This is a genomic window from Alkanindiges hydrocarboniclasticus (assembly GCF_001982605.1).
In the GTDB taxonomy this organism is placed as follows: domain Bacteria; phylum Pseudomonadota; class Gammaproteobacteria; order Pseudomonadales; family Moraxellaceae; genus Alkanindiges; species Alkanindiges hydrocarboniclasticus.
Genome location: NZ_MLCN01000003.1, coordinates 114179 through 126672 on the forward strand (window position 1 = coordinate 114179; position 12494 = coordinate 126672).

General features: G+C 47.8%; 11 protein-coding genes. 3 read left to right on the forward strand and 8 right to left on the reverse strand.

Annotated elements, in window-relative coordinates; genetic code table 11:
• Nucleotides 1-18: 18 nt before the first annotated feature.
• On the reverse strand, nt 19-3492 hold the full coding sequence (locus tag BKE30_RS01115) for an exodeoxyribonuclease V subunit gamma (RefSeq protein ID WP_076876823.1): 3474 nt from the start codon (nt 3490-3492) through the stop codon (nt 19-21).
• 443 nt (nt 3493-3935) lie between these two features.
• Here BKE30_RS01115 and BKE30_RS01125 point away from each other — a divergent pair, with 443 nt between their 5' ends.
• Nucleotides 3936-4439 (forward strand): hypothetical protein, encoded by a 504-nt coding sequence (locus BKE30_RS01125; protein WP_076876903.1) that lies wholly within the window; start codon nt 3936-3938, stop codon nt 4437-4439.
• 392 nt (nt 4440-4831) lie between these two features.
• The gene (locus BKE30_RS01130) at nt 4832-6667 is read left to right on the forward strand and encodes an ABC transporter ATP-binding protein (protein WP_076876825.1); all 1836 of its coding nucleotides are present in this window, start codon (nt 4832-4834) and stop codon (nt 6665-6667) included.
• Between the two features lie 59 nt (nt 6668-6726).
• Here BKE30_RS01130 and BKE30_RS01135 read toward each other — a convergent pair whose 3' ends face one another.
• The 7 genes from BKE30_RS01135 to BKE30_RS01165 form a co-directional block, all read right to left on the reverse strand.
• A complete protein-coding gene (locus BKE30_RS01135; protein WP_076876826.1) occupies nt 6727-7239 on the reverse strand; it encodes a hypothetical protein in 513 nt (170 codons plus the stop codon).
• 98 nt (nt 7240-7337) lie between these two features.
• A complete protein-coding gene (locus tag BKE30_RS01140) occupies nt 7338-7862 on the reverse strand; it encodes a hypothetical protein (RefSeq protein WP_076876827.1) in 525 nt (174 codons plus the stop codon).
• A gap of 156 nt (nt 7863-8018) precedes the next feature.
• Nucleotides 8019-9044: an RNA 3'-terminal phosphate cyclase gene (gene rtcA / locus BKE30_RS01145; protein ID WP_076876828.1), complete on the reverse strand. Its 1026-nt coding sequence runs from the start codon at nt 9042-9044 to the stop codon at nt 8019-8021.
• 292 nt (nt 9045-9336) lie between these two features.
• The gene (locus BKE30_RS01150) at nt 9337-9792 is read right to left on the reverse strand and encodes a DIP1984 family protein (RefSeq protein ID WP_076876829.1); all 456 of its coding nucleotides are present in this window, start codon (nt 9790-9792) and stop codon (nt 9337-9339) included.
• Nucleotide 9793: 1 nt separating this feature from the next.
• Nucleotides 9794-10210: a hypothetical protein gene (locus BKE30_RS01155; RefSeq protein ID WP_076876830.1), complete on the reverse strand. Its 417-nt coding sequence runs from the start codon at nt 10208-10210 to the stop codon at nt 9794-9796.
• 32 nt (nt 10211-10242) lie between these two features.
• Nucleotides 10243-11517, reverse strand: coding sequence for an RtcB family protein (locus BKE30_RS01160; RefSeq protein ID WP_076876904.1), 1275 nt, complete (start codon nt 11515-11517; stop codon nt 10243-10245).
• Nucleotides 11518-11792: 275 nt separating this feature from the next.
• Entirely contained in the window at nt 11793-12065 is a 273-nt protein-coding gene (locus tag BKE30_RS01165; protein WP_227518283.1) for a hypothetical protein, read from the reverse strand.
• A 79-nt stretch (nt 12066-12144) separates the two neighbouring features.
• On the opposite strand from BKE30_RS01165, the gene BKE30_RS01170 reads away from it, so the two are divergent.
• A complete protein-coding gene (locus tag BKE30_RS01170; protein WP_227518284.1) occupies nt 12145-12492 on the forward strand; it encodes a hypothetical protein in 348 nt (115 codons plus the stop codon).
• Nucleotides 12493-12494: the final 2 nt, after the last annotated feature.

Below are 12494 nucleotides of genomic sequence, written 5' to 3' on the forward strand. Positions count from 1 at the left end.
CAGCCATTGTTAAAGCCTTCATTGATCAAGCACCTGACTAAACTGTTTAATCGGCTGATACAGCACAATGGCATGCTGCTGCATAAATTCGGCAAATAGCTGGCCTGCATCCTGCCCGCGTAAAATCAGTTGCCAGTCCCGATGCTGGGCGCAGTCTTCCTGCTCATGCACGGGCCAAAACTGAATACCGTCCAGCCATGTCTTGCGCAGGCTATCCAGATTTTTAATACTGGCCTGCTGCTGTTCTGCATCGTATTGCACGCCGGATGCATGCAGCACCAGATTGGGTGGCAATACCCAGGGCGCGCTGCTTGCCTGTTGCCACACGTCCAGCCATTTGAGTAAATGCGCAGTGGCATCTTTAGCCGTAATGGGCTGGTAAATCAACGTGCTATCACTTAGCACAATTACCCGCTGGCCAATGCCCTGCTGCACGTCAGCCGCTTGGGTATTGCGCTGGATATGCCAGGCCAGATGCTCCAGCCAGTAACGCAACTGGCGCTGGCCTTTTTGCTTGTATGGATACTGGCTGAGCCATAGCTGGCACTGTTCATCCTGCGGTATCTGTACCCGCAATTGCCATGGTTCGAGCATTAATACCCGTTCGGTGAGTGCTGTTTCCTGCTCGCCATAACGGCGCAAGCGCTGGCGGTTGCGCGCAGCCTCGGCCTGACTTTTTTTCCAGTAGGCCATGGCAGCGCTACCCACTGGCAAAATGGCCTGCAAGTGACCCTGCGCCAGTTGATCCGGCTGCTGCTGGTGTAAGGCCCGAATATGGTATTCATCCAGCTTGTTCAGGCTTAATGGCTCAAAAATAGCCGGTAAATCCTGACGGGCAATTTGCTGCACCCGGCTCTGGCTTAAAAAATGACTGGCTGGACGGCACAACTGGCGAATGATGTAATCAAGCGAAATCAGTCCCTGCTGCACCTGCACCGGATGAACCAAGTCCTGATCCAGCCACTTGACTGCCGCGAACTGCTGTTGCAGGTTGGCCGCCACCACCGACCACGTGCCCTGATAACTGCGCGGTTGCCGATGGTTTAGCCGGCTTGGGCTTTGACCTGAAACAACATCTGCATCAAGTGTTCCGGCCTGAAAATTCATGAGCTCAAACGGTTCCAGCGTATGGTAATGCACAATATGTGCATATAGCATGTCCGGTATTTCCAGCATGTCACGGATAAACTCAATCAGCTCCTGCACAGTACCGGACGGCTGGCGCGGCTGGGTGTCACTAACATCAAAGCCATTGTAAAACAGCCAGCAGGCCTCTTGTGCCAGCAGCAGGCCATCCAGAAAAGCACCCTGCTCATCAATCAGGCGTGAACGGTCACCACGCTGTGCCGGCATGACGCTCATCAGGTCAAAAGTATTTTTGTTGTCACGCGCTGGAAACAGGCCACTATCCAGATTTAGCATCACCACCAGTTTATAGGGCAGTGGACGTAGTGTCCCCAGACGGCTAAAGGTAATTTTGCCGGTTGGCACCGAACCGGGCGGTGCCTGCGCCAGAATCTGACCTACTTCATCCAGCACAAAGCGAAATGGCAGGTTGAGCTGTGAACTCTGGGTTAAATCCAGACTGTGCTGCAATTCATCCAGCGCACAGGCCACGCCCTTGCCGCCCACCGTACCCGTGGTATGGTCAAAATCACTGCTGAGTTCTTCACGCAGCAGGCTTAGCCAGTCTTGCAAACTGTAATGAAGGGCATGATCTTGGTTTTTAACTGGGGTTTTATCTAGGGTTTTATGCTGGCTTTTCAGCAAATAACGCCGTGCAGCCAGATCCTGATAGATGCGGGACAGTTTGGCCAGTAATTCAAAATCCTGCCGCCCTACTTCCTCATAAGCCAGCACCCCCGCATGCACCGCCTGCACTGGCATGGCAATGCCCAGCATTAAGCGATTTAAGGCAAACTCCAAGGTAAAGCGGGTATCATGGTCGCCATCCGCCAGTGTTTCACGCAGGTGTACTGCATCAAAACCACGCCGGAACCCGGCATCGGCCAGTAGCTCGCCCAGCCGTTGTACATCTTCACGGCTGAGGGCATACAGCTCCTGTACCGCTTCCAGTGCCAGCCAGTCCAGCAAGTCCTCAATACTAAAACGGCCATCCAGCAAAGAATAGCGCCCGGTGATGGCCTGCCATAACTGCTCGGCATCGGCCTGTGCCACCCCGGTAATATGTACGGGCAGATACATGCCGCTCTGGGTTGAAAATACGGTACGCACCAGCGGGGCAATGTCATTGAGGTTGGGTACAAACACCACGATATCTGCCGGCTTGCGGGACTTGTCGCTACTTAACCAACCCATTAGCTGTTCACGCAGCACTTCCAACTGGCGGAGTGGCGAATGGCAGGCATGCACCTGAATGGAATCATCCTGCGGCTGCAATTTAAAGCAGTGCTTTTGCGGTTGCACCAGATGCAGCACATCATGCTGGATTTGACCCAGCAAGGTGTTGGGGAAATAAGCTGGAAACAAATCCAGCCATTCGCCCTGACTGCTCATCTCATTGCCGGAGAGTTCGGCCAGTAGCGCAAAAATATCACGGGCCTGCTTGCCCATGCGGGTGAGCAGTGGATGGCGGCTATCAAACAAGGCTGCTGCCTTGGGATTTTTCAGTTCAAACTGCTTAAGCCACAGCGGATCAACGCTATCGGCCCAATATTCCTGTGAAGGGTTGTAATGTAAAAACTGGATATCAATAAAACGCGCCAGTTCCTTTAAAAAAGTAAACTCGGATGGTGGCAATTGCAGCACGGTAAACACCGTCAGGCTTTTGGGCAGCACCTTGCGCTTGGCCGGATTACTGTCCAGTATCTGCCAGAAATTACGGCGGATATTCTGGTGCTTTTCAAAGTCTTCACTAAACAGCGTCTGCCATAAAAACTGCTGCCATACCTCCATTTCGCTGTAGCGTTGCAGCAGCCATTCCGGGGTTTTGGCATCCATATTTACAAGCACCGGAATCATATCCAGTAACTGGCCCTTGCCCCAGCGCACCAGCCAGTCGGGCCGGTACAGCACATAATTGGCAAACACCTGTGCAATTTGCTCAGCCATTTTCCACAGCAGCCGCTGCTGGTTTTTGCCCTGCTGATGGCTAGAATTGCTCAGCCGTTCAAATAGCGGCTTTAATACCTCTTGGGCCTGTGGGTATTGTTCTGGCTGCTTGAGCACTGCCAGAAAATAGGCAAACAGTTTCCATTGAATCACTTGTCGTGCAAATGGTGCACTGCGTGGAATATGATTGCCCAGCACCCGCCGGTATAGTGTCCACTGGTAGGTTCCAAAGAAGTCGGTATTCAGGCGCGCACTAATCCCCTGCTGGCTGGCCAGTTGATAACGCAGCCACACCCCCACCCCATGCGATGGCACAATCACCTGCTGCGCGTCCAGCACACCCACCGGATGCGCGGCAAAAAAGTCCTGCATGGCCGCAAACAGCAGGTCAATGCGCTGGCTCTGGGTAATGTTAAGCATGGCTAATCAGGACACCGCCTTTAATGAAAATAGAACAAATAATAATCAGCAAAACCATCTGGGCCTTGCCGCAACATTCCTTGTTTTCCGGGCCTTATCTTAAACCATTCCATACAGTTTTGCTGATATGGATCACCCTGTAAACACCCGTGTGGCCTTACCATTTCAACTATCGCATCTGGCAGATTCTTGCCACTGCAAGCCTGCATTTTTAAAAAATTTACAAAGTTTATCAGGAACACTAAACGAATCCTTAACTCAAGCATCTGGTTTTATGGCACTTTATGACTATCGTTTAAGTGTATCCATTTGCCTGTCTGGTTATGCCTGATTTCTTATTCTGTGGCTGTGCGTGCCAGATCATGCATAAGCAGTCCACAAATACAGGCCACCAGCCTTTTCATATTTTTAATAATTGTGTTTCTAATGACCGTGGAGAAAAAATGACAACTGCCAAAAATGCCGATGAGCACCTGATTAGCCCAACGTTAAACCTTGAGCAAATTCGCCGTGAATGCATTGATCTGGTTAAAAAACGTGCCTGGATTTCTGCTGGCGCTGCTGTAGTCCCGGTGCCGTTTCTGGACGTGGTCATTGATACCAGCGTGCTAAGTGTGCTGCTGCCCCAGATCAACGCCAAATTTGGGCTGGAACCAGAACAAATTGCCGTGTATGACCCCAAAACCCGACAGGTACACTGGAATTCATTACGCAAGCGCGGGATCCAGTTTGCAGGTCTGGTGACAACCCGTGCTGTGGCCCGCAAGAGCTTAAGCGGTTTTGTCGGCAAAATCCTTACCAAGCAAGTGACCAAGTTTATTCCGCTGGGCGGTCAGGTGGTTGCTGCCACACTGGGTTACCAGATTTTGAAAAAAATTGCCCTGACCCATGTGGAAGACAGCTATAAACTGGCCAAACAAATGCAACAGCAGCAAAAAAAGCAGTAAGACCCTGAGCTAAGGGCTGCGCGCAGGATACTGTTCTGCGCGCAGCCCTTAACCTTCAATCCTGTGCTGGACTGTTTTTCCTAACTGATGAATGCATTACAATGGCTACTATCGTCATAACAATAATAGGGGTTATTACGGAAATTCTTTCAGCAGTGCTGATAGTGCCTTTAGTATTTCAATACGCCCTCAGCCTGAAGTTGACCGAACGCTCAATGACTAGATGCGTTGATTAAATTACCCTAGCCTTGCTGTTACAACGAGAAAATAAACTGCTCAAGACCATTGCCGCATTGAAAAAATGCCTGTTCAGAACAACATAGCTTTAGCTGCAACTTTTTTTTCTGCTGCTGTGCTAACAGCCCTGTATTTGCAAATTTGAAGGACATTTCATGTTTAGCTGGTTTGAAAAGCGGATTCATCCTTATCCCGATGCACCGCCGCCGCTGTTGCCGCAACAGTTTTTTGCCTTTATCTGGCAGGCCACCAAAGGAACACGCGGGCTGATTATTAGCCTTACGGTGCTGACCGCCATTATTGGTGTTTTTGAAGCCCTGCTGTTTGCCATGATGGGTAAAATGGTGGACTGGCTCAGCAATGTTGAACCTGCACTGCTGTGGCAAAAGGAAGGCATGCATCTTGCACTGCTGGCTGCTGTGATTGTGGGCAGTATTGTTCTGGTGGGGCTACAGTCGCTCATCAAGCATCAGGGCTTGCTGGGTACTTTTCCCATGCGCCTAAGGTGGAATTTTCACCGGCAGGTTTTAAATCAAAGTCTGGGCTTTTTTAGTGATGACTTTGCCGGACGCATTGCCACCAAGGTTATGCAAACCTCGCTGGCGGTACGGGACGTATGGATGCTGGCTGCCGATATTCTGGCCTTTATGCTGGTGTATTTTGTCACCTTAAGTCTGGTCATGGGTTCGTTTAGCCTGTGGATGCTGGTGCCGTTTTTTATCTGGCTCACCGCCTATAGCCTGAGCATGTACTACTTTTTGCCGCGTCTGGGGGCTATTGCCAAGTCGCAGGCCAATGCCCGCTCCAACATGGTGGGCCGGGTGACAGATGCCTACACCAACATCCAGACCGTCAAGCTGTTTTCGCATGCCGGCCGTGAAGCAGGCTATGCGCGCGAATCCATGGATGATTTTCTGGTGACTGTTCACCAGCAAATGCGTCTGGTGACGTGGCTGCAACTCACCAACCAGTGCCTAAATGCATTCCTGATTTTATCGACTTCGGGTGTGGCTTTGTGGTTGTGGTCAAATTCGGTGCTGGGCATTGGTGCAGTGGCGGCAACCACTGCCATGGCCTTGCGATTGAATGGTTTTGCCCAGTGGATCATGTGGGAAATTTCATCGCTGTTTGAAAATATTGGTACGGTGCAGGATGGTATTAACACCTTAACCAAGCCGCAACTGATTGAAGACAAACCCAATGCCACCACCTTAAAAGTGACACAAAGCCGGGTGCAGTTTGACAACGTCAGCTTTGCCTATAGCCCGGACAAACCCATTTTGTCTCACCTGAATCTGGATATTCAGGCTGGTGAAAAAATTGGACTGGTGGGGCGTTCCGGTGCGGGTAAATCTACCCTGATTAACCTGCTGCTGCACTTTTATGAACCGCAGCAAGGCCAGATTCTGATTGATGGTCAGGACATTTCACAGGTCACGCAAGACAGCTTGCGCGCCCAGATTGGCATGGTCACGCAGGATACGTCCCTGCTGCATCGCTCAGTGCGTGAAAACATCCTGTATGGCAAGCCGGATGCCAGCGAAGCCGAACTAATTGCGGCTGCCCAGCAAGCTGAAGCGGATGAATTTATTGCACAACTCACCGACCCTAGTGGTCGCACTGGTTTTGATGCCCATGTGGGTGAGCGAGGCGTTAAACTGTCTGGTGGCCAGCGTCAGCGGATTGCCATTGCCCGTGTGATGTTAAAAGATGCACCCATTCTTCTATTGGACGAAGCCACTAGCGCGCTGGATTCAGAAGTGGAAGCAGCCATTCAGCACAGCCTGTACAAGCTGATGCAAGGCAAAACCGTGATTGCCATTGCACACCGGCTGTCCACCATCATGGCCATGGATCGCCTGATTGTAATGGATCAGGGGCAAATTGTGGAACAGGGCACCCATCAGGAACTGCTGGCATTAAATGGTATTTATGCCCGGCTCTGGGCGCACCAGAGTGGCGGTTTTTTAGTCGAAGATGATACAAATTAAATAAGTTTCGACAGGCTCATGCGGCACTTGGACTGAGCCTGTCGGCCTATAATTTCACGTCAGATGCATTCATCTATTTCATCAGTTGTTTTATCGCTAATGAATTCCTGACACAATAATTTTGCTTCTTCGCTGCTTAATCCCAACATTGCCATAGCCGCTTTTTCATCAGGAAATTTGGCATTAATCACATGCGCATATGTAGTCTGCATTGGTTTCTTATTTAACATATCCTTATATTTAGCATCTACATACGATACGCAGGTACTGATCACCTCTAGCGAAGCGCAATCGCTGCCAGCACACGGCTCATCAAACATTGAGGTTTTGCTCTGCATCACTTGGGTACAGCGTTTAATATTTGGAAACTCTAAAACACCTTTTAAGGTGATAATGCGGTCATCTGCAGGAAACTTCATCTCTACTGTTGAATAAACAGGTTGATTATCAACCTGGGCGGCGATGTCTGCTAATCTTTTCTGCTGCTGTGCCTGACTATAACTGTTGTAAGAAAAAATACTGACAACGATAACCAGCAATACCCCAAGCAATACTACGAATATCTTATTCATTAATTATCCCAAATTTTTAAAAGACTTATAATTTAAGATCAGCCAAAACTTTGGCCATTAAATAATTTAGCTAATCTAATTCTCGACCTTGAAATACTCTAAATACAAGCCATTTCAATGTGTTCGGGTACACGTTCTTTGGTCATGTGAGTACAAAAATCATCAGCTTCACTGCTGTTTAAGCCCCAGAATACCAGTACACCACGCTCTTTAGGATTTTGAGCATTTTGCAAATGCAAATAGCGGGTGGATGCTGGTTTTTTATTCAGCATGTCTTGGTAATTTGCTTCCACATAAGTGCTACAGGTGGACAGCTTAAGTGACTTACAGCTTGCCTCATGGTCGCAGCGCTGCTGATAATTACCAATCAGTGATGAACTTTTTTGCAATTCGTTAAAGCAATGTTCTGCATCAACCGATTCAAACACGCCTTTTAAGGTAATTTCCCTGCCCTCGCCCTGCATTTTAAGCTGGAGGGTGCTGTACACTGGTGAATGATCCTGCATAGATGCACTTTCTGCTGCCAGCTTGGCACGCTGTTGCGCGTTGGATATGCTGGTATAAAGCCATGTGCCAGCCACAATAAACACCAGTGCTGCCACCAGCAAATGATTTAAATTCATGAGTTCCCCAAAACTTTCTTGCTGTAGTTTTTGATCTACGGCTTTTAGTACAAAATTTTTTAATCAAAGCGCTATTATTGCGCCAAAAATATAGCATGAATTATCTTTTTAGCGCTTTGCTTTTAATGACTTGCTATTATTAGGATTGAACCATTTTTAATGACTAACCATCACGGTAATCAGATCTGTTCCGTCTGTTGTGGTGGTTAATTCAATGGCGCAATCCAGAAATTTTTGAATCATGGCGGCTTGGGTTCGGGTATGTTCGCTGATGCATTGTGCGGTAAATGTACCCCCCTGCCCCAAGGCCAGTGGCAATAATAACTGATCGGCCAGATGCTCATCCACGACCGCATTACTTCCCAGGTAGTTTTTCACCTCGCGCGCCAGATCATGGGCAACCCGTTCAGCACTCTTTCGCATTTCCCCCAGCGCGGTAAAAAGCTGGCAATGCTGTTCGCTTTGCACGGCAACGTAAGCGGTATTGCCCTGACTAATGCCTTTTAAATAAACCTGCTGGCTGTGGCTGGGCGACAACTGGTCTTGCAACACGGCCAGTTCACGTTTGGCAATGTCATCGGTTAAATTCAGCACACCAGCATAAGCCTTGACCGCCTGAACCGGGCCACGCTCGGTTAGATTCAGGCTTTGCCGGTTTTGCCATGGCTGGATAGTGGCCATAACCTTGCCACCGCCAATGGGAAAAAATCCGGCCTGTTCTACCTCAAATTCCACCCGAATCCCTATTTGAGCCATAACTGGCAAAAAGCAGTGCCGGATAAAATCAGCAGTCGGTGCCATGGGATTATGCGTGCCACCCTGAATACTAATCCGGCTGGGTTGATCCTGAAGCAACAGGGCGGGTAGCAGGGTTTGCAACACCAGCATAGTGCTGCCTGCCGTTCCAATATTAAAGTCATAATGCCCGGCCTGAATGGCTTGCGGAGCAAAATACAAACTTTGGCTGTGCAGCTCGTCCCCCTGCACGCTGGCATTGCTAATACGCTGCGCCGCCTGCACACAGACCAGATGCTGGCGCATTAAGCCGGGTTTTTTACGGCCAGCGCGGATATTGGCCAGCCGAAAAGGCTTGCCGGTAATCATGGACAGCGACAATGCAGTACGCAAAATCTGGCCGCCGCCTTCCCCCTGTGATCCATCAATCTCTATGATTGTTGTCATTGGTTTTCTCTAATCAATTTCTTTTTTAAATCGTCTCAAATTAAAGAACATACTGTCAGTGCATGGTAGTGCTGGGTTACAAGTGACTTTGCGGGTTAGGCAAAGGCTTGAGTCGTGCCAGGTGCTGAGCTTGCCATGTGCAAAGTTGTGCACGAGCTCACCGCGCGCCATAGCCCTCTGATATTTGTTCAACCCCTCAGACGGGAATTACGGGGGTCTTGCACTCGCCCAGTATGTTCTAAACGGTATTGCCCATCACCTTAGTAATGCGCAAAATTCTTTAAATAATGCGTTAAATTACATCAATCTGCCAGTTAGCAGCCTGAATTGTAATATTCAAATCACGCAATTTGGCACTGATATCATCGGCCTGTTTTTGCAGGCTGGCGACGGGTATCACTTTTTGCCACTTAATTTCACGCGCGCTATAGCGATCCGGCTCACGGTGCGTGCTGGCAATCGCTCCCGTGATAATTTTATGCCGTTCTGCCAGTTCATCACGCTGCATTAACAGTTCCAGCAACAGGCGTCCATCGCCCAGTTTTGCCTGCGCATTGGTACGGTGAATCTGCAAGATTAGCCCTTGAGTTTCATGGGTTAAGGCAAATACCTGTTGCATCAGCTCATTTGGGTCTTCTGCTGGGGAATCACCTTCCTGTACTAATACATTGGCGTTAATGCGCTGTTTTAGGGATGCCAGCTTTTTTTGCTGATCGCTGCGCAGTAATAATGCTTCTGCGAGTTTCATTTTAGTTGTCCTCAACACATTCAAAAACTTTATTAAATTCAAGCCAATCTTTAAACTTAAGTACATGAACAGAAGCTTCTTCATTTGGAATATACGACAAAATAGCTATAGCTCTTTGAATCATAAATGCTGCTTCGAAGGCATCTATTTCAATTCTTTTTGTCAAAATATCTGCACTACCATGCTTTAATAAGTTTCTAAACTCATTAAAAGAATTTGCAATTTCCTTGGGTGTATTATCAAATTTTTCAGCAGCTTTATCTCTAACAAAATTGAAAATATCAGGGTTAAAACCAGCTAAAATTCCTTCTGCTGCACCAGCAAGCGTCAATGCACAAATATAATCTTCCTCATCTATTAATAGTTCAATAGATTTATCTAACTGATGTTTTGCTATTTCAAGCTGTGTCTTATTCATATGCTATCCTCTTATCTTCAATAAAATGAAAATTAACCCTTCACACACACCACCTGCCGCAAGGTATAGACCACCTCAACCAGATCGCTTTGCGCTTTCATCACGTCTTCAATCGGTTTATAGGCCGATGGAATCTCATCAATCACCGCGGCATCTTTACGGCATTCCACGCCTTCAGTCTGCGCAACTTGATCCTGCACGGTAAAGCGTTTCTTGGCTTCGGTACGGCTCATCAATCGGCCTGCGCCATGCGAACAGGAAAAAAACGACTCCTGATTACCAAGGCCGCGCACAATAAACGACTTGGCACCCATTGAACCCGGAATAATCCCATATTCACCCAAACGCGCACGCACCGCGCCCTTACGGGTCACCAGCACTTCTTCACCATAGTGGGTTTCGCGGTCCACATAATTATGGTGACAATTCACCGCTTCCACTTTGGCATTAAACGGTTTTGGAATAATAGTGGCCAGTGCCTTAATGGCAGATTCCATCATCAGTTCCCGGTTTTTCAGGGCAAAACGCTGCGCCCAGCCCACGGCAAACCAGTAATCATCAAAATGCTCGGTACCTTCAACCAGATAGGCAAGGTCTTTATCGGGCAGGTTGATAAAATGCTTTTGCATGTCTTTACGCGCCAGCTCAATAAAATGGCTACCAATGGCATTACCTACCCCGCGCGAACCGGAGTGCAGCATAATCCACACGCCCTGATATTCATCCAGACACACTTCCACAAAATGGTTGCCGGTTCCCAGCGTTCCCAAATGCTTGCGGTTATTAGTGTTTTTCAGGCGCGGATGCTTGGCGCAAATCAGGTCAAAATCCGCAGCCAGCTCGCTCCATACCTGATCCACCCGTTCTGGTGCATTTTCCCATGATCCCCGGTCACGGCCACGATTTCGGGGGCTCATGCCATGCGGAATCAGGCGCTCCAGTTCTGTCCGCAAGGCATGCAGATTATCTGGCAAGTCCGAGGCAGTCAGGCTGGTTTTTACCGCCATCATCCCGCAACCAATATCCACGCCCACGGCCGCTGGAATAATCGCGCCCTTGGTTGGAATTACGCTCCCAATGGTGGCACCAATACCCACGTGCACATCCGGCATCACCGCCATCCACTTATAAATAAATGGCATTTGCGCGGTTTTCAGCAATTGATCCTTGGACTTCTCATCCACGTTCACACCTTGCGTCCACATTTTTACTGGAACTGTTTTTTCAGTTTGAATCACGTTATAGGCACGGGAAGCAGCGTGCGGTTGCGCTGACAACTCTACAGAAGACTGGGCTGAATTATTCATGGATTGCTCAATGGCTGTGTTCATGGTGTTACCCTATTTGAAAATAACTTGTGTTTATTCATGGCCTAAGCAGGAATTTTTCTCTGCTATTGTTGCTGATTTATATATTGCATAGCCTGTGCCAGCTTTAAATTTTCTTTTTAAATTAAAAATAAATCATTTAAAATCAGCAAATTAATTACGTAAAAATTTCTATTGAACAATTTATATTTTTTGACGCCTTTAAAAAATATAGAAATAAATATAAATTTATATCTTTTAATCTAATACTAAAATTAGTATCCAACAGCATTTTTACCTTCACGCGCGAACTGAGCTTGTAAACCAATTTTTAAAGAAAGGTAGACGACAGGCTGTTGTGAATAATGGGCGTTTTCAACAGTACGTATTTGATTAATCCGCATGCGCTTTTTCTTATTTTTTAATTGGGAAGGTTTTTCATAATAGCCATAACGACGTTTATGCCAGCGTGATGCCTGTAAGTGGTGTCGTTTACAGTTTAAACGCTGATAGGCCTGTTCTATACTTTCATTTTCTTGCAAAAACACTGTGATAGACACAATAGGCGTTTTAAAGACTGACACCTGTCTTTATTGTTAATGGTTGATTATTGCACTGGCAAGATAGATGATGCAAATTGTATCACTTCACACGATGTCGATAATCATGGTTTTTATCCGTTATCTACTGGCAATAGTTTTATTCATTACAGGCATATTTTGTGTCATCCGGTTTTTTATGGATGACTGGAACTGGGTTTTTCTACTCGCCTTTGCAGCTTGCATTATATTGGCTTATCTCATTAAGCCCTCAAGCTCACGGCACCAGCGCGCGGGGCGACGTAATACTGACTATAGCTGGCTGGATATCGTTGATTTACCGATTGAGTTGCTGTTTCAGATTATTAGCTGGCCCTTTCGCTTGCTGGGTAAACTGTTAAAGCATCTGGATATTGATTTTTCTCCTGATCTTTAACT